Here is a 25,048-nt window from a genome sequence, read left to right as displayed (position 1 = left end):
TGCGCCAACAGTCAGAATCGAGCCTTGTCCCTCCTCCTCCCTTCAAGTACCAGCATACAAGCGAGCTTGCTCGCGAAGGCGGAGTGTCAGTTGGTAAAAATATCGACTGACCCGACGCTTTCGCGAGCAAGCTCGCTCCCACAGTTTTTTACATTGCCTGTCAGACCGCCATCGGCGCGGTCATCGGCGCATGGTGCTCGTAGCCTTCCAGCGAGAAGTCGCTCGGCTCTACCAGCTCCAGCCACTCCGGCTGATACACGCCCGTCTTGGCAAATTCCGGCACACGATCCGAAATCTTCAGCTTCGGCATGGCGAACGGCTCGCGCTTGAGCTGTTCGTTGAGCATGTCCAGGTGGTTTTCGTAGACGTGGGCATCACCGATGAAATAGGTGAACCAGCGCGGCGTGTAGCCGGTCAGGCGACCGATCAGGCTCAGCAGCGCGGCGCCTTCGGTGAGGTTGAACGGCGTGCCCAGGCCCAGGTCGTTGGAGCGGATGTAGAGGGTCAGAGAGATCTCTTTGGTCTCGACATTCGGGTGGAACTGGTACAGCAGATGGCACGGCGGCAAGGCCATTTCATCGAGCTGGGCGCAGTTCCAGCCGTGGAACAGGATGCGGCGGCTGCCCGGGTCCTTGATGATCGTGTCGACGCACTGGCGCACCTGATCGATGGCTTTGTACAAGACCACGTAGGCCTGGCCGTCTTCTTCGCCCTGGGCAATCTGCTTGTAGCCGTTGCTCAGGGTCTGTTCGATGGCGGCGGTGTTGCTCAGCGGAATCTGCTTGTAGGCCGGCCATTTGCGCCATTGCACGCCGTAGATTTCGCCGAGGTCGTCTTCACCCTGGCGGAACGGGTTGGCCAGCCACTGGGCGTTTTCGTTGGCGTTCTGATCCCAGACCTTGCAGCCCAGCGCACGGAATTCGGCGGCGTTGTTCACGCCACGCAGAAAGCCGCACATCTCGCCGATGGCCGATTTGAAGGCCATCTTGCGGGTGGTGATCGCCGGGAAACCTTCCTGCAGATCGAAGCGCAGCATGGCGCCCGGAAAGCTGATAGTGTTCACGCCGGTACGGTTGGCCTGTTTGGTGCCGTTGTTGATGACGTGCGACACCAGATCGAGATATTGCTTCATGAGTTACCTGTGTCCTTGAGCCCCGGCAAACATCGCCGGGGTTCGAATGTTTAAGCTGTCGGTGCAACCGGCGCCGCCGGGGCGCGGTGGTAGGCCAGCCAGATCAGGAACAGCCCGCCGATGATCATCGGTACGCAGAGTACCTGCCCCATGGTCAGCCAGTTCCAGGCCAGATAGCCCAGTTGCGCGTCCGGCACGCGAACGAATTCGACGATGAAACGGAAGATGCCGTAGAACAGCGCGAACATGCCGGAGACCGCCATGGTCGGCCGGGGCTTGCGCGAGAACAGCCAGAGGATCAGGAACAGCGCCACGCCTTCGAGCGCGAACTGATACAGCTGCGACGGGTGACGCGGCAGTTGCGCCGGGTCGCTGAACGGCGGAAACACCATGGCCCACGGCACGTCGGTGGCCTTGCCCCACAGCTCGGCGTTGATGAAGTTGCCGATGCGCCCGGCGCCCAGGCCGATCGGCACCATCGGCGCCACGAAGTCCATCAGCTGGAAGAACGACTTGCCGTTACGCTTGCCGAACCACAGCGCGGCCAGCATCACGCCGATGAAACCGCCGTGGAACGACATGCCGCCCTTCCACACCTCGAAAATCAGCGTCGGGTTGGCGATGTAGGCGCTCAGGTCGTAGAACAGCACATAGCCCAGACGTCCGCCGACAATCACCCCCATCGACAGCCAGAACACCAGATCGGAGAGTTTCTCCTTGGTCCAGGTCGGGTCGAAACGGTTGAGCCGGCGCGATGCCAGCAACCACGCGCCGCCGATGCCGACCAGGTACATCAGGCCGTACCAGTGGATTTTCAGCGGACCGATGGCCAGGGCCACCGGATCGATCTGCGGGTAAGGCAGCATTGCGACTCCTCGTTAGCATTCAAATCTTCAAAAATTCCCGGGCGACGCTGTCACCTCAGGATTAACCCAGGATTGCGACCTGCCAAAACAGACGGTTCAGAACAAAAAGCTCAAGCCCACGCAAAACAGCAAAGCCGCGAACAGCCGTTTCAGCAACTTCGGCGACAACCTGTGCGCCAGCCGCGCGCCGAGACGGGCGAATACCATGCTGGTCAGGGCAATGCCGAGCAGCGCCGGCAGATACACAAAACCGAGACTATGAGCCGGCAGTAACGGATCATGCCAGCCCAGAATCATGAAACTTATTGCACTGGCCACGGCAATCGGCAGGCCGCAGGCCGACGAGGTCGCCACCGCCTGCTGCATCGGTAGGCTGCGCCAGGTCAGGAACGGCACGGTCAGCGAGCCGCCGCCGATCCCGAAAATCGCCGACGCCCAGCCGATCACACTGCCGGCCACGGTCAGACCGAGTTTGCCCGGCACCGTTCGGCTGGCCCTGGGTTTGACATCCAGTGCCAACTGCGCCGCGATCACCAGGGCAAACACACCGATGATCTTTTGCAGGTTGGGCCCGGAGATCGCCTCGGCGGTCAGCGCACCGAAACCGGCGCCGAGCAGGATGCCGACGGTCATCCAGCGGAAGATCGGCCAGCGCACCGCGCCGCGTCGATGATGTTCACGCACGGCGTTGACCGAGGTGAAGATGATCGTCGCCAGGGACGTGCCGACCGCCAGATGGGTCAGGATCGACGGATCGAAGCCCTGCAAGGTGAAACTGAACACCAGCACCGGCACGATGATGATCCCGCCGCCCACTCCGAACAGCCCGGCCAATACGCCCGCACAGGCGCCGAGCGCCAGATAGAGCAGAAATTCCATGACTGCCTCCCAAGGCGCGTCCCCAAAACCGGAGCGGCATGGTAACGGATGGATACCCTTCGGCTCCACTGGCGATGGATGCACGGACAATGTCTGCGTAGAGTGGGCAAAAAACACACAAGGACCACCTTATGTGCCTGATCGTTTTCGCCTGGCGGCCGGGGCATGCCCAGCCGCTGATCGTTGCGGCCAACCGCGACGAGTTCTACGCCCGGCCCAGCCTGCCGCTGGCGCAGTGGCCCGAGTCGCCGCATGTTCATGCCGGTCGGGATCTGGAGGCTGGGGGCACCTGGCTCGGCCTGGGCGCCAACGGTCGTTTTGCGGCGCTGACCAACATTCGCGATCCGCATCAACCGCCGGCCCGACGCTCTCGGGGCGAGCTGGTGGCGGGATTTCTGACCGGAAACCTGTCGATCGATGACTATTTGTCCGACGTTGTCGCCCGCTCCCCGGAATATGCCGGCTTCAACCTGCTGCTGGGCAATACCAACGAGCTGTGGCATTTCAATGCGCGGTCATCGGAACCGGTGATGTTGCAGCCCGGCGTTTATGGTTTGTCCAACGCCGGGCTGGATACGCCATGGCCGAAACTGCTCAAGGCCAAGGCAGCGTTGAGTGGCGTGCTGGATGATCCGCAGCCCGAGCGGTTGTTGGCGTTGTTGGGGGATGCGCAAACGGCGCCGTTTGCCGAGCTGCCGGATACCGGCGTGGGGCTGGCGACCGAGTCGTTGCTGTCGAGTGTGTTTATTGCCAGCCAGAGCTACGGGACACGGGCGAGTACGGCGTTGATTGTGCAGGCTGACGGGACGCGGCGGATGGTGGAGCGCAGTTTCGGGCCGTATGGCGGGCACTTGGGGGAAGTGGAAATTCTGATTTAGGCGTTGCTATACGGGCGCCATCGCTGGCTTGCCAGCGATGAGGCCCTCAGAATTTCAGAGCGGGTTGGCTGCCGCCGGATTGACCATCTTCGCCAACCCGAGTTTCTTCAACGCCAGTTGCAGCGAGCTGTGGATCACCTGCGGGTTGTCGATGGTCATCAACTCCGCCAGCAGTTCCTTGGCCTTGCTCAGGTTGATCTGGCGCAACATCCATTTCACCTTCGGCAGGTTGGTGGCGTTCATCGACAGGCTGTCGAAGCCCATCGCCATCAACAGCACCGCCGCCGCCGGGTCACCGGCCATCTCGCCGCAGATGCTCACCGGCTTGCCTTCGGCATGGGCGTCGCGCACCACGGTTTGCAGGGCTTGCAGCACCGCCGGGTGCAGGTAGTCGTAGAGATCGGCGACCCGCGGGTTGTTGCGATCCACGGCCAGCAGGTACTGGGTCAGGTCGTTGGAGCCGACCGACAGGAAGTCCACCATCCGCGCCAGCTCTTTGGTCTGGTAAACCGCCGCAGGAATTTCGATCATCACACCCACTGGCGGCATCGGCACGTCGGTGCCTTCGTCGCGCACTTCGCCCCAGGCACGGTGAATCAGGTGCAGCGCTTCTTCGAGCTCGTGGATGCCGGAGATCATCGGCAACAGGATCCGCAGATTGTTCAGGCCTTCGCTGGCCTTGAGCATCGCGCGGGTCTGCACCAGGAAGATTTCCGGATGATCGAGGGTGACGCGGATCCCGCGCCAGCCGAGGAACGGGTTGTCTTCCTTGATCGGGAAGTACGACAGCGACTTGTCGCCGCCGATGTCCAGGCTGCGCATGGTCACCGGTTGCGGGTGGAACGCGGCAAGCTGCTCGCGGTAGATCGCCAGTTGTTCCTTCTCGCTCGGGAAGCGCTGGTTGATCATGAACGGCACTTCGGTGCGGTACAGACCGACGCCTTCGGCGCCACGCTTCTGCGCCCGCGCCACGTCTGCCAGCAGGCCGGTGTTGACCCACAGCGGCATGCGGTGGCCGTCGAGGGTCACGCACGGCAGGTCGCGCAGGGAGTCGAGACCCAGCGCCAGTTGCTTCTCTTCTTCCACCACCTCGGCGAACTGCTTGCGCAGCACATCGCCGGGGTTGGTGTAGACCTCGCCGCGATTGCCGTCGACGATCAGTTCGATGCCGTCGACCTTGGCATACGGCAGGTCGACCAGGCCCATTACCGTCGGGATGCCCATGGCCCGGGCCAGGATCGCGACGTGGGAGTTGCCCGAACCGAGTACCGACACCAGACCGACCAGCGTGCCTTCCGGCACCTCGCCGAGCATTGCCGGCGTCAGTTCTTCGCTGACCAGAATGGTCTTTTCCGGATAGACCAGGTTCTGCTGACGCTCTTCCTGCAGGTAGGCGAGCAGGCGACGGCCCAGGTCCTTGACGTCCGACGCCCGCTCACGCAGGTATTCGTCGTCCATCAATTCGAAACGGTTGACGTGATCGGTCACGACCTGGCGCAGCGCGCCCTGGGCCCACTGGCCGGTCTTGATCACGGTGGTGATTTCGCTGCCCAGCGAGGCATCGTCGAGCATCATCAGGTAGACGTCGAACAGCGCGCGCTCTTCCGGACGCAGCTGGGTCGCCAGTTTGGCCGACAACGCACGCATGTCGGCCCGCACGCCTTCGATGGCGGTCTTGAACAGCGCGAGTTCCGCGTCGATGTCGGTGATGGTCTTGTCCGGCACCACGTCCAGATCCGCCGGCGGCAGCATGACCACCGCGGTACCGACCGCCGCACCCGGCGAACCCGGCACGCCGACGAACTTGGCTTCCTGGATGCCCTTGCCCTGACGGCCAAGGCCACGGATCGAGCCGGTGGCCTCGGCGTGAGCGATGACGCCAGCGAGTTGCGCGCTCATGGTCACGAGGAAGGCTTCTTCACCTTCATCGAACTGGCGGCGTTCTTTCTGCTGGATGACCAACACGCCGACGACGCGGCGGTGGTGAATGATCGGCGCCCCGAGGAACGAGGCGTAGCGCTCCTCGCCGGTCTCGGCGAAGTAGCGGTAGCGCGGGTGATCCGCGGCGTTTTCGAGGTTCAGGGGTTCTTCACGCGTGCCGACCAGGCCGACCAGACCTTCGTTGGGTGCCATGCTGACCTTGCCGATCGAGCGCTTGTTCAAGCCCTCGGTGGCCATCAGCACGAAGCGGTTGGTCTCTGGATCAAGCAGGTAGACCGAGCAGACCTGGCTGCCCATGGCCTCTTTGACGCGCAACACAATAATCCCCAACGCCGCCTTGAGATCCTTGGCGGAGTTAACTTCCTGGACGATCTTGCGCAGCGTATTGAGCATGGCTCGGGGTCGAACTCCGTCGTCAGTCGCGCGCTAAAAGGCGCGGGGCAAGCTCTTTGAGAGCGCGGCGATACACTTCGCGCTTGAATGTCACCACCTGGCCCAACGGATACCAATAACTGACCCAGCGCCAGCCATCGAACTCCGGTTTACCGGTCAAATCCATCCGCACCCGCTGCTCGTTGGAGACCAGGCGCAGGAGAAACCATTTCTGTTTCTGGCCGATGCACAGCGGTTGGCTGTGGGTTCGCACCAGACGTTGCGGCAAACGATAGCGCAACCAGCCCCGGGTACAGGCGAGAATTTCAACATCTTCGCGTTCCAGGCCAACTTCTTCGTTCAGCTCGCGGTACAAGGCGTCTTCCGGCGTCTCCTCGGGATTGATTCCCCCTTGCGGAAACTGCCAGGCATCTTGATTGATACGGCGAGCCCATAGCACCTGGCCGGCGTCATTCGTCAGAATGATCCCGACATTAGGGCGGAAACCATCGGGGTCGATCACGGCAACAACCTCGCAAACGCATGTCGCCGCATTGTTCCACAAAGGTTGTGAAGGCGGCAACGAAGGTTCCGAGCTTATGTGCACTCTTGTGAAAAGACCGTATTCTTGTGGCCTTTTTACTGACTTTTCAGCGGGTAACTGCAATGCGCCTGGCTTTATTCGATTTGGACAACACCCTTCTGGGCGGCGACAGCGACCACGCCTGGGGCGATTATCTGTGCGAACGCGGCTTCCTTGACCCGATTGCCTACAAGACGCGCAATGACGAGTTCTACCAGGATTACCTGGCCGGCAAACTGGATAACGCCGCCTACCTGAACTTCTGCCTGGAGATTCTCGGCCGCACCGAGATGGCCGTGCTTGAGCAGTGGCACAACGATTACATGCGCGACTGCATCGAACCGATCATGCTGCCAAAGGCCGTTGAGTTGCTGAACCAGCACCGCGACGCCGGCGACAAGCTGGTGATCATCACCGCCACCAACCGCTTCGTCACCGCACCGATTGCTGCGCGCCTGGGCGTCGAAACCCTGATCGCCACCGAATGCGAGATGCAGGACGGCCGCTATACCGGACGCAGCACCGACGTGCCGTGCTTCCGTGAAGGCAAGGTGACGCGCCTGAACCGCTGGCTGGAAGAAACCGGGCATTCGCTGGAAGGCAGCTATTTCTACAGCGACTCGATGAATGACCTGCCGCTGCTGGAGCAGGTGGTGAATCCGGTCGCAGTCGACCCGGATCCGAACCTGCGGGCCGAAGCCGAGAAACGCGGCTGGCCGGTAATCAGTCTGCGCGACTGACTACGCCTTCGTCGGAACGCCGCCCGGAGCAAGCCCGCCCCAACATTGGATCTGTGTCGCACACAATCCCCTGTGGGAGCGGCTTGCTCGCGATTGGGGCCGACTCGATCCCGGGCCTTAAACCGGCTTGGCGCCCATCAACCCGGCAATCGCGATAAAGCAGACCAGCCCGAACAACGCCAGCCCCAGACTGAACCGGCCCACGCCGCCCGGCGCCTTGCGCAACCGGTTCAAGCGCACCAGCAGCCAGAACCACGCCAGTGCGGCCACGGTGTACAGCACGCTGGAAGCCAGAATCCACGTCTGCCCCAGCGGCCAGCCCACCAGATGCACCATCCACCAGCCGGTGAACGGCATGCTCACCAGCGCCAGTACGATCAACAACCAGACAAACAGCCATGGCCGCTGCAACGTGCGGCTGCCCGCCGTCGCATCACCGTTGCGCCGTGCGCGCCAGACGCCTGTTCCGAGGCCCAGCGCACCGAGCAGCAACACCGCGGTCGCCAGCATGTGCGCCGCTTTCAGGGCGGTTAACGTTTCCATGATCCGATTTCCTTATGGCCTGCCCATCAGCGTAGCCGTTCAGCCAAGAAACAGCTTATAGGCCGGGTTGTCGCTTTCGTCCCAGTACGGGTAGCCGATTTCCTCAAGGGCTGCGGGCACCAGATGACGTTCGTCGTGGGGCACTTGCAGGCCCGCCACCACACGGCCGTCCGCCGCACCGTGGTTGCGGTAGTGGAACATCGAGATGTTCCAGCGACCGCCGAGTTTGTTGAGGAAGTTGAACAGCGCACCCGGACGCTCCGGGAACTCGAAGCGCAGCACCACTTCATCGACCACGTGCGCCGCACGTCCGCCGACCATGTGACGGATGTGCAGCTTGGCCAGCTCGTTGTCGGTCAGGTCGAGCACCGGGAAACCCTGCTCGGTCAGGCTCGCCAGCAACGCACTGCGCGGGTCGCTGTCCGGGTGCGTCTGCACGCCGACGAAGATGTGCGCTTCGCTGCCATTGTTATAGCGGTAGTTGAATTCGGTGATCTGGCGCTTGCCGATGGCCTCGCAGAATGCCTTGAAGCTGCCGGCCTTCTCCGGGATGGTCACGGCGATGATCGCTTCACGACCTTCACCCAGCTCGGCGCGCTCGGCGACGTGGCGCAAGCGGTCGAAGTTGACGTTGGCCCCGGAATCGATGGCCACGAAGGTCTGGCCGCTGACGCCGCGCTGCTCGACATACTTCTTGATACCGGCCACGCCCAGGGCACCGGCCGGTTCGGTGATCGAACGGGTATCGTCGTAGATGTCCTTGATCGCCGCGCAGATTTCGTCGGTACTGACGGTGATCACTTCGTCGACGTAATCCTTGCAGATGTCGAAAGTGTGCTGGCCGATCTGTGCCACTGCCACGCCGTCGGCGAAGATGCCCACGGTCGGCAGCACCACGCGCTCGCCCGCAGCCATTGCCGCTTGCAGGCAGTTGGAGTCGTCGGGTTCGACGCCGATGACCTTGATGTCCGGGCGCAGGTATTTCACATACGCCGCGATGCCGGCGATCAGACCGCCGCCGCCCACCGGAACGAAGATCGCATCCAGCGGCTGCGGGTGCTGACGCAGGATTTCCATCGCCACGGTGCCCTGCCCGGCAATGGTGTGCGGATCGTCGTACGGGTGGATATAGACGTAGCCTTTTTCATCGACCAGTTTCAGCGAGTAGGCCAGCGCTTCCGGGAAGGAATCGCCGTGCAGCACCACCTTGCCACCACGGGAGCGCACGCCTTCGACCTTGATTTCCGGGGTGGTCTTGGGCATCACGATGGTCGCCTTCACGCCCAGCACTTTCGCCGCCAGGGCCAGGCCCTGCGCGTGGTTGCCCGCCGACGCGGTGACCACGCCACGGGCGCGCTCTTCGTCGCTCAACTGGGTCAGCTTGTTGTAGGCGCCGCGAATCTTGAACGAGAACACCGGCTGCAAGTCTTCGCGCTTGAGCCAGATGTCGTTGCCCAGCCGCTCGGAGAGCTGGCGGGCGTTCTGCAGCGGGGTTTCTACGGCAACGTCATAAACGCGCGAGGTGAGGATCTTCTTGACGTACTGTTCGAGCATCGGAAAGCATCACTGAGCGGGTTGGGCAGGGCCAACGAGTCTAACCCGGCTTTTGGGCGCACGACCACACGAATCCAGAGGTTTTAGCCCGGCTTGAGGCTATAATGCCGGCCTTTCCGTTCTTACCTTGCCCGCTTCCGGAGCCCGCATGACCCAGGATCAACTCAAACAGGCCGTGGCCCAGGCCGCCGTCGACTTCATCCTTCCGAAACTCGACGACAAGAGCATCGTCGGCGTCGGCACCGGCTCCACCGCCAACTGCTTCATCGATGCCCTGGCCCAGCACAAGGGCGCATTCGATGGCGCGGTCGCGAGCTCCGAAGCCACCGCCGCGCGCCTCAAGGGCCACGGGATTCCGGTGTACGAGCTGAACACCGTGAGCAATCTGGAGTTCTACGTCGACGGCGCCGATGAAAGCGACGAACACCTGCACCTGATCAAGGGCGGCGGCGCAGCACTGACCCGCGAGAAGATCGTCGCGGCCGTGGCCAAGACCTTCATCTGCATCGCCGACGCCAGCAAACTGGTGCCGGTGCTGGGCGCGTTCCCGCTGCCGGTGGAAGTGATCCCGATGGCCCGCAGCCACGTGGCCCGCCAGCTGGTGAAGCTGGGCGGCGACCCGGTCTACCGCGAAGGCGTGCTGACCGACAACGGCAACATCATCCTGGACGTGCACAACCTGCAGATCACCAATCCGGTGGAGCTGGAAGCGCAGATCAACGCGATCGTCGGCGTGGTCACCAACGGTCTGTTTGCGGCACGCCCGGCGGATCTGTTGTTGCTGGGCACTTCCGAAGGTGTAAAAACACTGAAGGCTGAATAAGCCGAAACTACCCACATCTTTGTGGGCAGATGAAAAAACCTGTGGGAGCGAGCTTGCTAGCGATAGCGGTGTGACAGTCGACATGTTTGGCGACTGACCCTCCCTCATCGCTAGCAAGCTCGCTCCCACAGTGTTTTGGGCTTTTGGTTAGTTCTGCGCAGGCCTCTTGAAGACGTAGAACAGATTCGGCTCACTCACCAGATACAACGTCCCGTCGTCATCCATCGCGATACCTTCCGCCTGCGGCACGGTTTTCTTCAGGCCCTGTCGACCACCGCTCAACGACATCGTGCTCAACGGGCGCCCGTCCACATCCAGTTCCAGAATCAGCCGCGATTCATCGGACAGCGCCAGCAAATGACCGCTGCGCTCGTCGTATTGCAGGCTCGACAGATCTCGCACGAACATCCCGGCATCGCGTTTGGGATTGTTGATTACGTGTACCGCGTAGGATTTTTCCGGGTTGAAGTGCGGAAAACCGTGCACTTCATAGATCAGCATCGGGTCCCGTTCCTTGGCCACGAACAGGCGCTTGCCCACCGAGTCGTAAGCCAGACCTTCAAACCCCTTGTTGCCGCTCATGTGCACACCAAGGGTCATCTGCTCGGCGTCCGCCGCATCGAGGAACGTAGTGTCGTGCTCCAGATGGATCTTGATCAGCCGTTGCTGGCGCTCATCGGTGATTACGTAGGTATCGGCGCTGATGAACTCCACCGCCTCCGGATCGCCGAAGCCGATCAAGGCAACACGGCGCAGGATCGTGCCATCCAGTGACAGCTCGATCAGCTCGGCATTCTTGTTGGTCACGGTGAACAGGCTCTTGCGCACCGGATCGTAGGTCAGCGCCGAGACGTCGTCGTTCAGTCCGTCAATGACCTTCGCTTCGATCGCTACCCGATATTGATCCAGCCCGATGGCCTCGCTGTTCATCGGCTGCCAGAGCGTATGCAGGTTGAACCAGGCACGCTCGAACAGGCGCATGTATTGGCCAATCGCAATCAGCGCGATCAGGGCAATCACCGACAGGATGATGAACAGAGGCTTGGGACGGGCAAGTCGACGCATTCGGGGCAGGCTCGGAATCAAAACAGGCGGATGAAATATCACGCCTGTCTGAACTGAAGCTTAATGGCCACTTGCCTCAAGCCACAACTCCACAGATCTGCAATTGCTGCGGGAGCAATTACTTCTGCTTTTCGAAGCGGTAGAACAGGTTCGGCTCGCTGACCATGTACAGCGTGCCCGCCTCGTCCATGGTCACGCCTTCGGCGCGGGGAATGGTGTTCTTCAAGCCGTTGAAACCGCCGAGCAGGGTCATGAAGCTGACTTGTTCGCCCTTCTCGTCCAGCTCCAGCAACAGGTGCGAATCGGCGGACAGCACCAGGGTGTGACCGGTGCGCGGGTCAATCGCTAATGCTGAAAGGTTGCGCAGGTCCAGCTCATCGCTGTCGAGTTTCTGCTTGTCGCCTTTGAGCGTCTGGCTGCCGTCGCTTTTCCAGGTGAACAGCGCAGGCGGACGCTCCTCGCCCAGCAGCAGTTGCTGATTGCGGGCGTCCCAGGTAATGGCTTCGAAAGCTTTGTTCTGGTCTTTCGACGGGCCGAGGTCGTATTTGGGGAAATCGTCGCGTTTAAGCTCACGGGTGTCAGCATCGACCTTGACGATGGAGAGCATATGCGCGCGCTCGTCGACAATCGCCATCAAGCCGTTTTCCATCACCGTCAGGCCTTCCGGATTGCTCCAGCCCACCAGCGGCATTTTTCGCAGCACGTCGCCCTGCAGAGTCAGCTCGACCAGAAACGGGTTCTTGCCCATCACCGAAAACAGGGTTTTGGTCTGCGGGTTATAGGACAGGTCCGAAGCTTCGTCCTTTTCCATGCCAGGCAGCAGTTTGGCGTCGATGACCGCCCGGTAGTCCGGAAGCCAGACGCTTTCCTGCTTCTCGGTCGAACTCTCGAAGCGCTCCAGCACCCACAACAGGCCACGGTCATCCCAATGCATGGCAAACGCCAGGCCATACGTAGCGGCGGCTACCAACAACAGCCAGGAATACCAGCGCAGGGCGAAGCGTGAACGGCGAGCGGGTTTGAGCTGAGTTTGAGATGACATCAAAGGACGCGTTCCGAAAATTCAGGCTACGGGTAATAGCACAAAGAGGCCGGCTCAGACGCCAGAATGACCGGAATTATCCGGACTAAATGTGAAAAAAACGGCAAATGGCCGGAACGCCTTATATGTTTGCGAGCTGAAACACACAAACAAATGTGGGAGCAAGCTCGCTCCCACAGTTTTTTTCAGAGTTGCCGTCAGCGAACGCTGCTGGTGAAGCGACTGGCGCCCGGCAGTTCCAGCACGATTTCATCGCCAACGTTCAGCGGACCGACGCCCACCGGTGTGCCGGTGAGAATCACGTCACCGGCCTGCAGCGAGAAGCAGCCGGCCATGTGCTGGATCATCGGCACGATCGGGTTGAGCATCGCGCTGCTGTTGCCGTCCTGGCGCACTTCGCCGTTGATGGTCAGGCGAATGCCGATGTCGGTCAGGTCGGAAAAGGTGCTGCCGACCACGAACGGTGCAATCACCGCCGCGCCGTCGAACGACTTGGCGATTTCCCACGGCAGCCCTTTCGACTTGAGCTCGGCCTGCTTGTCGCGCAGGGTCAGGTCCAGCGCCGGGGCGAAACCGGAGATCGCGTCCAGCACTTCTTCACGGCTCGGCTTGGTCGACAGTGGCTTGCCGATCAACACAGCGATTTCCGCTTCGTAATGCACCGAGCCACGCTCGGTCGGAATGCTGAAACCGCCTTCCAGCGGTACCACGCAACTGCCGGGCTTGATGAACAGCAACGGCTCGGTAGGCACCGGGTTGTCCAGTTCCTTGGCGTGTTCGGCGTAGTTACGGCCGATGCACACCACTTTTCCCAGCGGAAAATGAATCCGCGTACCGTCGACATACTGGTGCTGATAGCTCATTACCGACTCCTGCCTTCATTGATTCATCAGGGATTGCCAATCAAACCGCGAAGATCTTGCCCGGGTTCATGATGCCGTTCGGGTCGAACACCGCCTTGACCGCTTTCATGTATTCGATTTCCACCGGCGAGCGGCTGTAGGTCAAGTAGTCGCGTTTGGTCATGCCCACGCCGTGTTCGGCTGAAATCGAACCGTTGTACTTCTCGACGGTTTCGAACACCCACTTGTTGACGGTGGCGCACTTGGCGAAAAACTCGTCCTTGCTCAGGTTGTCCGGCTTGAGGATGTTCAGGTGAAGGTTGCCGTCACCGATGTGGCCGAACCAGACAATTTCGAAATCGGGATAGTGTTCACCGACGATCGCGTCGATTTCCTGCAGAAATGCCGGGACTTTCGAGACGGTCACCGAGATGTCGTTCTTGTATGGCGTCCAGTGGGAAATGGTTTCGGAGATGTATTCGCGCAGCTTCCACAGGTTCTGCAACTGGGTTTCGCTCTGGCTCATCACGCCGTCCAGCACCCAGCCCTGCTCCACGCAATGCTCGAAGGTTTCCAGCGCGGTATTGGCCACTTCTTCGGTGGTCGCCTCGAATTCCAGCAAGGCATAGAACGGGCAGTCGGTTTCGAACGGCGCCGGGACGTCTCCACGGCCCATGACCTTGGCCAGGGCCTTGTCGGAGAAAAATTCGAACGCGGTCAGGTCCAGCCGGCCCTGGAATGCGTGCAGCACCGGCATGATCGAATCGAAATCAGCCGTGCCGAGGACCATCGCGGTCAGGTTTTTCGGCGAACGGTCCAGGCGCATGGTCGCCTCGACCACAAAACCCAGGGTGCCTTCGGCGCCGATGAACAGCTGCCGCAGGTCATAACCGGTGGCGTTCTTGATCAGGTCTTTGTTCAGTTCCAGCACATCGCCCTTGCCGGTCACCACTTTCATGCCTGCGACCCAATTGCGGGTCATGCCATAGCGAATGACCTTGATCCCGCCGGCATTGGTGCCGATATTGCCGCCAATCTGGCTGGAACCTGCCGAGGCGAAGTCGACCGGGTAGTACAAGTCATGTTCTTCGGCGGCATTCTGCAATTGCTCGGTGACCACGCCCGGCTGACAGACGGCGGTGCGGTCGGTGAGGTTGATATCGAGAATCTGGTTCATGTAGTCGAACGACACGACCACTTCGCCATTGGCGGCCACGGCGGCGGCGGAAAGCCCGGTGCGCCCGCCCGACGGCACCAGCGCCACGTTATGTTCGTTGGCCCAGCGCACGACGGCCTGCACCTGCTCGATGGTCTTGGGGAACACGATGGCGCTGGGCGCCGGGGCGAAATGCTTGGTCCAGTCCTTGCCATAAGCGTTCAGGGAGTCGGCATCGGTCAGGACCTTGCCAGGCTCGACCAGGGTCTTCAGTTCATCAATCAGGGCAGGATTGGTCATCGACGGAACTCTCGAACAATTCATGGTCATCCTGAGAACGCTTCACGTCGCAGGAATGAGTGATTAGCGGGGTGGCTATGCTAGCATACCGACCCCGCAGGCCAGTGCCCCAGGCCGGTTCTGCGGTGACGGCTTTCTTGTCGTCCAGGTCAATGTCTGTTGACCATTTCCTGCCATTTTTCTCCGGGATACAGGTTTACGCAGATGAGCAAGACTTCTCTCGATAAGAGCAAGATCAAGTTCCTTCTTCTCGAAGGCGTCCACCAATCGGCTGTCGACGTCCTCAAGGCGGCGGGCTACACCAGCATCGAATACCTGACAGGCTCCCTGCCGGAAGCCCAGCTCAAGGAAAAGATCGCTGACGCTCACTTCATCGGCATTCGCTCGCGCACCCAGCTGACCGAAGAGATCTTCGATCACGCCAAGAAGCTGGTCGCTGTCGGCTGTTTCTGCATCGGCACCAACCAGGTTGACCTGGAAGCGGCCCGCGAGCGCGGCATCGCCGTGTTCAACGCGCCGTACTCCAACACCCGCTCCGTGGCCGAGCTGGTGCTGGCCGAAGCGATCCTGCTGCTGCGCGGCATCCCTGAGAAAAACGCTTCCTGCCACCGTGGCGGCTGGATCAAGTCCGCAGCCAACTCCTTCGAGATCCGTGGCAAGAAACTGGGCATCGTCGGTTACGGCTCGATCGGTACTCAGCTGTCGGTCCTGGCGGAAGGTCTGGGCATGCAGGTGTTCTTCTACGACACCGTGACCAAGCTGCCACTGGGCAACGCGACCCAGGTCGGCAACCTGCACGAGCTGCTGGGCATGTCCGACATCGTCACCCTGCACGTTCCGGAAACCGCTGCGACCCAGTGGATGATCGGCGAGAAGGAAATCCGCGCCATCAAGAAGGGCGGCATCCTGATCAACGCTGCACGCGGCACTGTGGTCGAGCTGGATCACCTGGCCGCCGCGATCAAGGACAAGCACCTGATCGGCGCCGCCATTGACGTGTTCCCGGTCGAGCCGCGCTCCAACGACGAAGAGTTCGAAAGCCCGTTGCGCGGCCTGGACAACGTGATTCTGACCCCGCACATCGGCGGTTCCACCGCTGAAGCGCAGGCCAACATCGGTCTGGAAGTGGCAGAAAAACTGGTCAAGTACAGCGACAACGGTACCTCGGTATCGTCCGTGAACTTCCCGGAAGTGGCCCTGCCGGCTCACCCTGGCAAGCACCGTCTGCTGCACATCCACGAGAACATCCCGGGTGTGATGAGCGAGATCAACAAGGTCTTCGCCGAAAACGGCATCAACATTTCGGGTCAGTTCCTGCAGACCAACGAGAAAGTCGGCTACGTGGTGATCGACGTCGACGCCGAGTACTCGGAACTGGCGCAAGAGAAGCTGCAACACGTCAACGGCACCATCCGTAGCCGCGTGTTGTTCTGATCCGGCGCTGAGCGACAAAAAAGGGAGCCTTCGGGCTCCCTTTTTCATGCACGCGAGAACGTCATTCGACGTTGACGGTGATCTTCTTCGACACGATCGGCGGATCGAACGCCATGTGACCGCTGTCACCCAGCTCCAGTTGCAGGGTGTGCTTGCCCGGCGCGAGTTTGATGTCGGCCTGGGTCTGCGCCTTGCCGAAATGCATGTGGTTGGCGTCGGTCGGCACAACGGAGCCGGCCGGAACGATTTCCTTGGCATCGATCAGCAGATGGTGATGACCGGTGTTCTTGGTGACGTCACCGGCCGGCGCCAGCGCGATGTCCTTTACACCGAACTTGACCGTGAAGGTCTGCGGAACCGTGGCTCCGTCCTCGGGAGAAACGATGAACACTTCGGCGCCCTTCGGTGCCGGAGTGGCCGCACTGGCCAGTACCGAAACACCCATCAGCACACCGGCCAACGCTGCACGTGACATAAAGCTTTTCATTTTCTTCTCCAGTTTTTCCGTAAAATCCGCACGGTCATGACAACTTCATGACCATTCGTTGTCGAAGGCACTCGACAACCATAGCAAAGCGAGCCTGGAAAACAGGCCGATATCGATTTCAAAGGAGTGACCATGCGTTTTCTGCCTGGCCTGATCTGTCTGCTTCCCCTTCTGAGCCCTCTGGCTCACGCCGAACTGATTGATGACGTCAACGACCGTGGCGAGTTGCGCATAGCCCTTGAGGCTAATACACCGCCCTTCAATTTCAAGGACGGCGACACGCTCACGGGGTTCGAGGTCGAGCTTGGGCAACTGCTGGCCAACGAACTGGATGTGCGGGCCGACTTCATCGTCACCGACGAAGCCGATCTGCTCCAGGGCGTCGAAAGCGGCAAGTACGACGTCGCGCTCAACCACATAGCACTGACACCTGAGCTCAAGGAACGTTTCGACATGAGCGAGCCTTACACGCAGGTGAATGCACAATTGCTGGCGAAAAAGGACGAGCAGCCCCGGCCGATGGTACTGGTCCAGGCACTGACCGAAGAGAAACCGAAGGTCGGGCCGCCGGTGGATCTGGCGATTCCGTTTCAGAAGGGTAACCCGGCGTTCCACGCAAGCCTGGAAAATGCCTTGCAGCGGATCAGGGCGGATGGGCGGCTGGAAGCGTTGTCGAAAAAGTGGCTGAGCGTGCAGGCCTCTGAAGACCTGAAGTGAACACAACTTCCATGTGGGAGCGAGCTTGCTCGCGAAAGCGGCCTTTCAGCCACCGATATCGGTACTGACAATACGCAATCGCGAGCAAGTTCACTCCCACAGTGTTGTTGGTGTGTGATTAGTCGAGTTGTGTCAGCGCTTGTGCAGCCTGCGGCAATTCGAGCTCGCTGAAGACCTGCACCCCATGGCGCTTCAGCAACGCGGCAGTAACCCCCTCGCCACTCACCTTCACCCCACTGAACGTCCCGTCATAGGTCAACAGGTTTCCGCACGAAGGACTGTTGGCCTTGAGCACCGCCACGCGAATCCCGTGTTTCTGCACCAGCTCCAGCGCCTGGCGCGCGCCGTCGAGAAACTGCGCACTGACGTCCTCGCCTTCAGTGGTGATCACCGCCGCAAGGCCATCGAGCACTTCACCGCCCTGCCCGCCCGGAATCTCTGCCGCCGCTCGTGGCGTCGGCAAGCCGCCGGCGACTTCCGGGCACAACGGCACCACGCGCCCTTCGGCAATCCACTGTTCCAGCAGATCGAACGGCCCGCTGGCCCCACCGTCATAACGCACGCGATGGCCCAGCAGGCAGCGACTGACCAGAATCCTGTGCATCTCAGAACGGCTCGTTGCCACGGCGGCGGAACCAGCCTGTCAGCGACAGCCGCTCGCGCTGTGCCGGCAGAACCTCGTGGGGGACTTCACCGGAGAGAAACACCACCAGACAACCGCCCGTAGGCTGTACGTCATGAACGCAGTCGTTCTCCAGGTACATGCGCAGTTGCCCGCCATCCTCCGGCAACCAGCCGTCGTTGAGGTAGATCACCGCCGAGACCATGCGTCGGTCATCGTCGCGGAAACGGTCGACATGCTTGCGGTAGAACGCGCCCGGCGGGTACAGGGCGAAATGGCACTCAAAGTCTTCAAGCCCCAGGAACAAACCCCGGTTGAGAGCCTCGCGAAGGCTGTCCATCAGGTTCAGATAACGGTCGCTGGCCTCGGCCTGGCCGGGATCGATCCACTGGATATGGTCGCCGCGAATGCCCTCGCGAACCTCAGAAAACGGCCCGCGTCCGACGCCCGCCGGCGCCAATTCACCTTCGGCGTCACGTTTGCGGCACTCGGCCGCCAGCGCGCGGGTCAAATCCGCAGGCAGGAAAATGTTCTGCTGCGACCAGCCGCGCTCGGCCAGGTCGTCGACGATACGTAACAGCAGCGGGTGATCAGAGGATATTTGCATGGCGCGCATAGTATGCCTGCGGCAAGAATTCCGACAGAGCCACGCGGCGGCTTGATACGAATTCTCGACAAGTACTGGCACCGCACGGAGAATAGTCGGCTGCCGACAGGAGTCCTTATGCGCCGTTTGCTTTTTTCACTGTTGATGTTCTGCGTTTTGCCCGCCTGGGCGGACGACCACGACCAGTTGTACAAGGTCGCTGGCTGGCCAGAACAACGCGCGCATTTCAACGATGCCCTGAGTGCCGCGCAGCAGCGTTACCAGAACAGCCTGCCGCCCGCGGTGTTTCAAGCGCTGGTGAATAACAGCAACCAGCGCTTCGCCCCCCAGGCCGTGGATCAACGCGCCGAAGCGCAACTGCGCAAGAACCTCGCCGATCCGCAACCGGCCCTGTCGTTCTTTCAGTCACCGCTGGGCAAGAAGATCGTCGCCGCCGAACTGCTGGCGACCCGCCGCGATCAACTGGCGAAAAACGCCAAGGGCCTGCCGAAGATGCCGGCCAGCGACAGTCGTTTGCTGATCATCGGCCACCTCGCCCAGGCCCTGCCCGCCCGTGAAGCCGGTGCCGAAGTCAGTCTGGCGATTGCCGGCGTGGCGGCGGACAGTCTGAGTTCGATGATCCCCGGCCTGCTTGGCGGCGGTCAGGCCCAGGGCATGTTGAACGGTCAGCGCCAGCGGCTGATGGATCAGATCGGCGCCGACCTGAACAACACGCTGCTGTACGTCTATCGCGACCTGTCGGATGAAGAGCTGGAAGAGTTCGCGACCTTTGCCGAATCCACTGAAGGCAAGGCCTACTATCAGGCCGCGCTGGCCGCGATCCGCGCCGGGCTGGCCGTCGGCCAGAGCACCTCGAACCTGAATCAATAAATCTCTGCTGCCTGACCGACCGCCTTCGCGAGCAAGCTCGCTCCCACAACTGATTGCGATCTACTGTGGGAGCGAGCTTGCTCGCGAAGGGGCCATCAGGATCAGGAGTGATTCCGGCCCTTGATCCGCTTGCTCAAGAACTCGAAATACTCCTCGCGCATTTCCGCCGTTTCGTTGGCCAGGTGATGCCGCGCGTCGGCCAGCAGCAAAATCTGCGGCCGGTCGAACTTCCACTTCATCACTTGCAGGTTGTGCTGCCAGTCCACGGTCATGTCCGCCTGGCCCTGCACGATCAGTGGCCGGCGCGGACTTTTCTTCGCGTATTCCACCCGGTTGATCCAGCGTGACAGCGCACCGACCCACGCGGTCGGCAGACGCTTGGGCTGCAACGGATCGGCCTGCAGGAACGACAGGAAATCCGGGTCGTTGGAGTTTTCGCTGAAACGTCGGGCGATGCCCCTGACAAAGGGCCGCAGCAGGTAGTAACTGAACTGCGACCAGCCCCAGGCGCGCGGCCGCACCAGCGGCGCCAGCAGAATCAACTGCCCTTGGGCCGGGCTGTTTTCACCATGGTTGAGCACGTGATCGACAATGATCGCCCCGCCGGTGCTTTGCCCGCACAGGTGCCATGGCTGCGGCAACGCAATCGAGCGCGCCTCGGCGAACAGGCCTTGCAGCGCATCCTGATATTCGGAGAAATCACGGATGCTCGCACGCTCGCCGCTGGACAGACCATGCCCCGGCAGATCGCAGGCAATCACGGCGAAGCCCTGATCCAGCGCCCACTCGATCACATGCCGGTACAGGCCGGTGTGGTCATAAAAACCGTGCACCAGAAACAGCGTGGCCTTGGCCGTTTCCGCCGGCCACCAGCAATGACTGACCAGTTGATAGCCATCAATGTCGAACCGGCCCATTCCTCGCCAGACATCACGCTCCGGAAAGTCGGTCTTGTAGAACCGCTGATACGCCTTCGCCTCCTCGGACAACGGCTGCCACTCGGCCAACGGCTTGAGGCTCGCGCGCAGATGATCGGGATCGAAAGCAACAGACATGGGCAATTCCAGAACGGTAAACAGACTTTATCGGCCTGCGATATTCATCTGTAGAAGCAAGCATGGCAAGCTTGGGGGCGCTCTCGACTGATTTCCCCACCGCGTTGTCGCCTTAAAGCGAGCCAGGCAAGGCGCAGGCCGCGGGGAATGGTGTTCCCTTTCCAAGGCCTGCAACGCAGGCTGGCTCGCTTTAAGGCACAACCCGAAGGGCCGGGCCTGCTGTTGTGCAGGGCTGCTTTGCTCGAAGCTTATTTGGAACAACCAAACCGCGCTTCTCGCGCCTTGCCCTGCACAACAGCAGACCCGGCGCGGCGGGGAAATCAGTCGAGAGCGCCCCCAGCCTCTGAGGAACCAAATCCATGCGCCCGCCCTACCGCACCGCACTGTTTGCCAGCCTGCTCGCCATCGTGTGTGCCGGCGTGCTGTGGGCCGCGTACGACTGGTTTCAGGGCCGCTACCTGCGGGCGTTCAGCGAACACACTGCGGTGTTTTCCGGCGACCCGTTGCGCCTGCCCGACGACCTCGCCGGCCCCGGCAATATCCGTCTGGTGCATTTCTGGGATCCGGCCTGCCCGTGCAACGTCGGTAATCAACAGCACCTGACCGAGATGGTCGAACAGTTCGGCCCCAAGGGCGTCGAGTTCTTTGCCGTGCAGAAGGCCGGCAGCCACGGCCAGTTGCCCGCCACGCTCAGCAATCTCAAGACCATCGCGGTATTGCCCGGCGCCGAACAGATTCCCGCGAGCCCCGCCGTAGCGATCTGGGATCGCAGCGGCAAACTGGCGTACTTCGGCCCGTACAGCGAAGGCCTGACGTGCAACTCCAGCAACAGTTTTATCGAACCGATCCTGCAAGCCTTGAGTGACGATCGTCCGGTCAATGCGACCCATACGCTGGCGGTCGGTTGCTACTGCCCGTGGCCGGCAGAGACGAAGTAAGGCATTCCGGACATTTCAAGGACGGCGATGCGCAGCACACGAAGCGTGTGCTAATTGTTTGCAGCCCGCACGGGCGGCAATCCCGAATGCACAAGGAGTCACCATGAAACGCGTCTTCACCGTTCTTGCCTTGCTCATCGTTGTCCTGCTCGCCGCCGGCGGGTGGTATGTCTACAGCAAGCAACCGACGCGTCAGGGCCAGGTGGAACTGCGCAACCTGCAAGGTTCGGTGACCGTGCGTTACGACGAGCGCGGCGTGCCGCACATCCGCGCCGAAAACGAGGCCGACCTCTACCGCGCCCTCGGCTATGTGCACGCCCAGGATCGCCTCTTTCAGATGGAAGCCATGCGCCGTCTCGCCCGGGGCGAACTGGCCGAAGTGTTCGGACCAAAACTGCTCGACACCGACAAACTGTTCCGCAGCCTGCGCATCCGCGAGCGCGCCGCCAGTTACGTGGCCGGCCTCGACAAGCAGTCACCGGCGTGGAAGGCCCTGCAAGCCTATCTGGACGGCATCAATCAATATCAGGACTCGCACGCCGCCCCTGTCGAGTTCGACGTGCTGGGCATCCCCAAGCGGCCGTTCACCGCCGAAGACAGCATCAGCGTCGCCGGCTACATGGCTTACAGCTTTGCCGCCGCGTTTCGCACCGAACCGCTGCTGACCTACGTGCGCGATCAACTGGGCGCCGACTACCTCAACGTCTTCGACCTCGACTGGCAGCCCAAGGGCGTGCTCGCCAAGGGTCACGCCGGCATGGCGCCGGCCCTCGCCGCCGAAGACTGGAAAGACCTGAACACCCTCGCCCGCGTCAGCGAACAGGCGCTGATCGATAACGGCCTGCCGCAGTTCGAAGGCAGCAACGCCTGGGTGATCGCCGGCAGTCGCAGCAAGAGCGCCAAGCCCTTGTTGGCCGGCGACCCGCATATCCGTTTCTCGGTACCGTCGGTGTGGTACGAAGCGCAGCTGTCGGCGCCGGGCTTTGAACTCTACGGCCATCATCAGGCGCTGGTGCCGTTTGCGTTTCTGGGGCACAACCTGGATTTCGGCTGGAGCCTGACCATGTTCCAGAACGATGACCTGGACCTGATCGCCGAGAAGGTCAACCCGGACCACCCGGATCAGGTCTGGTATCGCGGCCAGTGGACCGACATGGTCAAGACCGAGCAGCAGATCGCGGTGAAAGGCCTGGCCCCGGTGACCATCACCCTGCGCCAGTCGCCCCACGGCCCGATCGTCAACGACGCCCTCGGCAGCGCCGCCGGGAAAACCCCGATTGCGATGTGGTGGGCATTTCTCGAAACGCCAAACCCGATCCTCGAAGGTTTCTACCAGCTCAACCGCGCCGACACCCTGGCCAAGGCTCGCGCCGCTGCCGCCAAGGTGCAGGCGCCGGGGCTGAACATCGTCTACGCCAACGCCAAGGGCGATATAGCGTGGTGGGCCTCGGCGCTGTTACCCAAGCGTCCGGCCGGGGTGAAGCCTGGCTTCATTCTCGACGGCAGCAGCAATCAGGCGGACAAGGACGGCTACTTCCCGTTCAGCGCCAACCCGCAGGAAGAGAACCCGGCGCGGGGCTATATCGTCTCGGCCAACTTCCAGCCCGTGTCGCCGACCGGCATGGAGATCCCCGGTTACTACAACCTCGCCGACCGTGGCCAGCAACTCAACCGCCAGCTCGCCGACAAGAACGCGAAGTGGGACAACGAGGCCAACCAGAAACTGCAACTGGGCACCGCCACGGGTTACGGGCCGCGTCTGCTGGCGCCGTTGCTGCCGGTGCTGCGTGAAGTGGCGGGCAATCCCGCCGAGCAGAAGCTGGTCGAGCAACTGGCCCAATGGCAAGGCGACTATCCGCTGGATTCGGTCAGTGCGACGGTGTTCAACCAGTTCCTGTTCAACCTTGCCGACGCGGCGATGCGTGATGAGCTGGGCAATGATTTCTTCGAAACCCTGCTGTCGACCCGAGTGATCGATGCAGCCCTGCCCCGGCTCGCGGCGAATGCCGATTCACCGTGGTGGGACAACCGCAGCACGCCGGCCAAGGAAACCCGCGTCGACACCGTACGCGCCGCGTGGCAGGCGAGCATGGCGCACCTGAAGTCGACTCTCGGCGACGATGCTTCCGGTTGGCAATGGGGCAAGGCGCACACGTTGACCCATGGTCATCCGCTGGGGCAGCAGAAGCCGCTGGATCGCATTTTCAACGTTGGCCCGTTCGCTGCACCAGGCTCCCATGAAGTGCCGAACAATCTCTCGGCGAAGATCGGCCCGGCGCCGTGGCCGGTGACTTACGGCCCGTCGACGCGGCGGTTGGTTGACTTCGCTGATCCGGCTCACAGCCTGACCATCAACCCGGTCGGCCAGAGCGGCGTGCCGTTCGACAGTCACTATGACGATCAGGCGGAAGCGTATGTGGACGGGATGTATGTGCAGGCGCATTTCAGTGATGAAGAGGTAACGGCGAATACGCGCAGTACCTTGAAGCTGTTGCCGGCGCGAGCGGCGCAATAAGCGCCGCTCAAACCATCGCCGCAAAATTCAGCCGGAATTGCTGCGGCGTCACCCCCAGCCGCCGGTTGAACACGCTGCGCATGTGTTGCGCATCGCGAAACCCGCATTGATAGGCCACCGTCTTCAGCGGCGCCGTGGTGCTTTCGAGCATCACCCGCGCCGCATCCACCCGCGCCCGTTCGACGAACTCCGCCGGGGTGACTTTCGCCTCCCTCGCAAACACCCGGGAGAAATTCCGCGCACTCATGTTCGCCGCATTCGCCAGGTCGGCGATGGTCAGGTCGCCGGTGAGATTGGCCAGCACGTACAGCTGCACCCTCGCCACCGCCGACGTAGGCTCTGCATGGGGCGCGAGAAACGGGCTGAACTGCGACTGCCCGCCCGAGCGCTGGGTAAACACCACCAGCCGCTTGGCCACGCTCAGCGCCACCTCGGCCCCGTAGTCACGCGCCAGCAGGTACAGCGACAGATCGATCCCCGCCGTCACCCCCGCCGAGGTGTAGAGCTGGCCATCCTCGACGTACAACCGATCCGCCTCGACCCGGCTCGACGGACACAACTGCGCCAGTGCTTCGGCGTCGTTCCAGTGCGTGGTGATCGTGCGCCCGTTCAGCAATCCCGCACGGGCGAGCATGAACGCGCCGTTGCAGATCGAGCCAAAACGCCGCGCCCGTCCACAAGCCTCACGCAGCCAGGCATCGAACGTCTCGCCGAAATCCAGAAACGGCAACTGTGGCCCGCCCGCCACCAGCAGCAAGTCATAAGCCTCCTGCACTTCGCTGAAATGCCGATGCGCGCTCAGGGTCAGCCCGTTGGAACACGCCATCGACCCGCGCTCAACGCCGATCACCTCAAGCCGGTAATGATCCTCTGGTGCCAGGAAGCGGTTGGCCTCGGCAAACACGTCCATCGGCCCGCTGACGTCCAGCGCCTGCACGCCGAGGAACACCACAATGGCGACGGTTTTGTTCATGGTGATGTGGGCTCCCGGGGAATGACGGATCAGCGCCAACCCTAGCCAATCCTCACCGCAGAAGCGAGCTGGCACGATTTGCAGGTGCAATGGCAAGGATCGCAGCCATGGATC

General features: G+C 61.7%; 24 protein-coding genes. 8 read left to right on the top strand and 16 right to left on the bottom strand.

The window, feature by feature from the left end; all coding sequences use genetic code 11:
• Positions 1-160: 160 nt before the first annotated feature.
• The 3 genes from MKZ87_RS21110 to MKZ87_RS21100 form a co-directional block, all read right to left on the bottom strand.
• Positions 161-1,132, bottom strand: a complete 972-nt coding sequence (locus MKZ87_RS21110; RefSeq protein WP_011336420.1) for a thymidylate synthase — start codon at positions 1,130-1,132, stop codon at positions 161-163.
• A gap of 50 nt (positions 1,133-1,182) precedes the next feature.
• On the bottom strand, positions 1,183-1,998 hold the full coding sequence (gene lgt / locus MKZ87_RS21105; protein ID WP_007953463.1) for a prolipoprotein diacylglyceryl transferase: 816 nt from the start codon (positions 1,996-1,998) through the stop codon (positions 1,183-1,185).
• A 96-nt stretch (positions 1,999-2,094) separates the two neighbouring features.
• Positions 2,095-2,877 carry a sulfite exporter TauE/SafE family protein gene (locus MKZ87_RS21100; protein WP_085702385.1) on the bottom strand — a complete coding sequence of 261 codons (783 nt, stop codon included), beginning with the start codon at positions 2,875-2,877 and terminating at the stop codon, positions 2,095-2,097.
• A gap of 131 nt (positions 2,878-3,008) precedes the next feature.
• On the opposite strand from MKZ87_RS21100, the gene MKZ87_RS21095 reads away from it, so the two are divergent.
• Positions 3,009-3,755, top strand: a complete 747-nt coding sequence (locus MKZ87_RS21095) for an NRDE family protein (protein WP_085702384.1) — start codon at positions 3,009-3,011, stop codon at positions 3,753-3,755.
• Between the two features lie 54 nt (positions 3,756-3,809).
• Here MKZ87_RS21095 and ptsP read toward each other — a convergent pair whose 3' ends face one another.
• Both ptsP and MKZ87_RS21085 read right to left on the bottom strand, forming a co-directional pair.
• Positions 3,810-6,089, bottom strand: coding sequence for a phosphoenolpyruvate--protein phosphotransferase (gene ptsP, locus MKZ87_RS21090; RefSeq protein ID WP_085697894.1), 2,280 nt, complete (start codon positions 6,087-6,089; stop codon positions 3,810-3,812).
• A gap of 22 nt (positions 6,090-6,111) precedes the next feature.
• Positions 6,112-6,591 carry an RNA pyrophosphohydrolase gene (locus tag MKZ87_RS21085; RefSeq protein WP_053163553.1) on the bottom strand — a complete coding sequence of 160 codons (480 nt, stop codon included), beginning with the start codon at positions 6,589-6,591 and terminating at the stop codon, positions 6,112-6,114.
• A 143-nt stretch (positions 6,592-6,734) separates the two neighbouring features.
• On the opposite strand from MKZ87_RS21085, the gene MKZ87_RS21080 reads away from it, so the two are divergent.
• The gene (locus tag MKZ87_RS21080) at positions 6,735-7,391 is read left to right on the top strand and encodes an HAD family hydrolase (protein WP_085702383.1); all 657 of its coding nucleotides are present in this window, start codon (positions 6,735-6,737) and stop codon (positions 7,389-7,391) included.
• A 117-nt stretch (positions 7,392-7,508) separates the two neighbouring features.
• Here the strand turns inward: MKZ87_RS21080 and MKZ87_RS21075 are convergent, their stop codons facing one another.
• Positions 7,509-7,934 (bottom strand): DUF2269 family protein, encoded by a 426-nt coding sequence (locus MKZ87_RS21075; RefSeq protein WP_085697896.1) that lies wholly within the window; start codon positions 7,932-7,934, stop codon positions 7,509-7,511.
• A 39-nt stretch (positions 7,935-7,973) separates the two neighbouring features.
• Positions 7,974-9,488, bottom strand: a complete 1,515-nt coding sequence (gene ilvA, locus MKZ87_RS21070; protein WP_266201926.1) for a threonine ammonia-lyase, biosynthetic — start codon at positions 9,486-9,488, stop codon at positions 7,974-7,976.
• A 148-nt stretch (positions 9,489-9,636) separates the two neighbouring features.
• Between ilvA and rpiA the strand changes: the two genes are divergently transcribed.
• Positions 9,637-10,311, top strand: coding sequence for a ribose-5-phosphate isomerase RpiA (rpiA, locus tag MKZ87_RS21065; RefSeq protein WP_266201925.1), 675 nt, complete (start codon positions 9,637-9,639; stop codon positions 10,309-10,311).
• A 147-nt stretch (positions 10,312-10,458) separates the two neighbouring features.
• Here the strand turns inward: rpiA and MKZ87_RS21060 are convergent, their stop codons facing one another.
• From MKZ87_RS21060 to MKZ87_RS21045, 4 genes are all read right to left on the bottom strand, one after another.
• On the bottom strand, positions 10,459-11,376 hold the full coding sequence (locus MKZ87_RS21060) for an SdiA-regulated domain-containing protein (protein WP_085702380.1): 918 nt from the start codon (positions 11,374-11,376) through the stop codon (positions 10,459-10,461).
• Between the two features lie 118 nt (positions 11,377-11,494).
• Complete coding sequence (locus MKZ87_RS21055; RefSeq protein WP_085702379.1) at positions 11,495-12,418, bottom strand: SdiA-regulated domain-containing protein; 924 nt, start codon at positions 12,416-12,418, stop codon at positions 11,495-11,497.
• Positions 12,419-12,615: 197 nt separating this feature from the next.
• The gene (locus tag MKZ87_RS21050) at positions 12,616-13,281 is read right to left on the bottom strand and encodes a fumarylacetoacetate hydrolase family protein (RefSeq protein ID WP_085697901.1); all 666 of its coding nucleotides are present in this window, start codon (positions 13,279-13,281) and stop codon (positions 12,616-12,618) included.
• 40 nt (positions 13,282-13,321) lie between these two features.
• Positions 13,322-14,716 (bottom strand): FAD-binding oxidoreductase, encoded by a 1,395-nt coding sequence (locus MKZ87_RS21045; RefSeq protein ID WP_266201924.1) that lies wholly within the window; start codon positions 14,714-14,716, stop codon positions 13,322-13,324.
• Between the two features lie 204 nt (positions 14,717-14,920).
• Here MKZ87_RS21045 and serA point away from each other — a divergent pair, with 204 nt between their 5' ends.
• Positions 14,921-16,150 carry a phosphoglycerate dehydrogenase gene (gene serA, locus MKZ87_RS21040; RefSeq protein WP_007953487.1) on the top strand — a complete coding sequence of 410 codons (1,230 nt, stop codon included), beginning with the start codon at positions 14,921-14,923 and terminating at the stop codon, positions 16,148-16,150.
• A gap of 61 nt (positions 16,151-16,211) precedes the next feature.
• Here the strand turns inward: serA and MKZ87_RS21035 are convergent, their stop codons facing one another.
• Positions 16,212-16,637, bottom strand: coding sequence for a DUF4399 domain-containing protein (locus MKZ87_RS21035; RefSeq protein ID WP_007953489.1), 426 nt, complete (start codon positions 16,635-16,637; stop codon positions 16,212-16,214).
• Between the two features lie 132 nt (positions 16,638-16,769).
• Between MKZ87_RS21035 and MKZ87_RS21030 the strand changes: the two genes are divergently transcribed.
• Positions 16,770-17,354 (top strand): transporter substrate-binding domain-containing protein, encoded by a 585-nt coding sequence (locus MKZ87_RS21030; protein WP_085697903.1) that lies wholly within the window; start codon positions 16,770-16,772, stop codon positions 17,352-17,354.
• A 118-nt stretch (positions 17,355-17,472) separates the two neighbouring features.
• Here the strand turns inward: MKZ87_RS21030 and MKZ87_RS21025 are convergent, their stop codons facing one another.
• Both MKZ87_RS21025 and MKZ87_RS21020 read right to left on the bottom strand, forming a co-directional pair.
• Positions 17,473-17,958, bottom strand: coding sequence for a DUF523 domain-containing protein (locus MKZ87_RS21025; RefSeq protein WP_266201923.1), 486 nt, complete (start codon positions 17,956-17,958; stop codon positions 17,473-17,475).
• 1 nt (position 17,959) lies between these two features.
• Complete coding sequence (locus tag MKZ87_RS21020) at positions 17,960-18,592, bottom strand: 2OG-Fe(II) oxygenase (protein WP_266201922.1); 633 nt, start codon at positions 18,590-18,592, stop codon at positions 17,960-17,962.
• A 108-nt stretch (positions 18,593-18,700) separates the two neighbouring features.
• On the opposite strand from MKZ87_RS21020, the gene MKZ87_RS21015 reads away from it, so the two are divergent.
• The gene (locus MKZ87_RS21015; protein WP_085697906.1) at positions 18,701-19,453 is read left to right on the top strand and encodes a DUF2059 domain-containing protein; all 753 of its coding nucleotides are present in this window, start codon (positions 18,701-18,703) and stop codon (positions 19,451-19,453) included.
• A gap of 101 nt (positions 19,454-19,554) precedes the next feature.
• On the opposite strand, the gene MKZ87_RS21010 is transcribed toward MKZ87_RS21015, so the two are convergent.
• The gene (locus tag MKZ87_RS21010) at positions 19,555-20,508 is read right to left on the bottom strand and encodes an alpha/beta hydrolase (protein ID WP_266201921.1); all 954 of its coding nucleotides are present in this window, start codon (positions 20,506-20,508) and stop codon (positions 19,555-19,557) included.
• 359 nt (positions 20,509-20,867) lie between these two features.
• On the opposite strand from MKZ87_RS21010, the gene MKZ87_RS21005 reads away from it, so the two are divergent.
• Positions 20,868-21,446 (top strand): DUF6436 domain-containing protein, encoded by a 579-nt coding sequence (locus MKZ87_RS21005; protein ID WP_266201920.1) that lies wholly within the window; start codon positions 20,868-20,870, stop codon positions 21,444-21,446.
• A 103-nt stretch (positions 21,447-21,549) separates the two neighbouring features.
• Positions 21,550-23,961 carry a penicillin acylase family protein gene (locus MKZ87_RS21000; protein WP_266201919.1) on the top strand — a complete coding sequence of 804 codons (2,412 nt, stop codon included), beginning with the start codon at positions 21,550-21,552 and terminating at the stop codon, positions 23,959-23,961.
• Positions 23,962-23,968: 7 nt separating this feature from the next.
• Here the strand turns inward: MKZ87_RS21000 and MKZ87_RS20995 are convergent, their stop codons facing one another.
• Positions 23,969-24,934 (bottom strand): GlxA family transcriptional regulator, encoded by a 966-nt coding sequence (locus MKZ87_RS20995; protein ID WP_266201928.1) that lies wholly within the window; start codon positions 24,932-24,934, stop codon positions 23,969-23,971.
• Positions 24,935-25,048 lie beyond the last annotated feature (114 nt).

Origin of the sequence: Pseudomonas sp. MCal1 (assembly GCF_026341415.1) — a bacterium.
In the GTDB taxonomy this organism is placed as follows: Bacteria; Pseudomonadota; Gammaproteobacteria; order Pseudomonadales; family Pseudomonadaceae; genus Aquipseudomonas.
The sequence above is the reverse complement of the archived record's forward strand: the minus strand, read 5'-3'. Positions and strand labels throughout refer to the sequence as shown.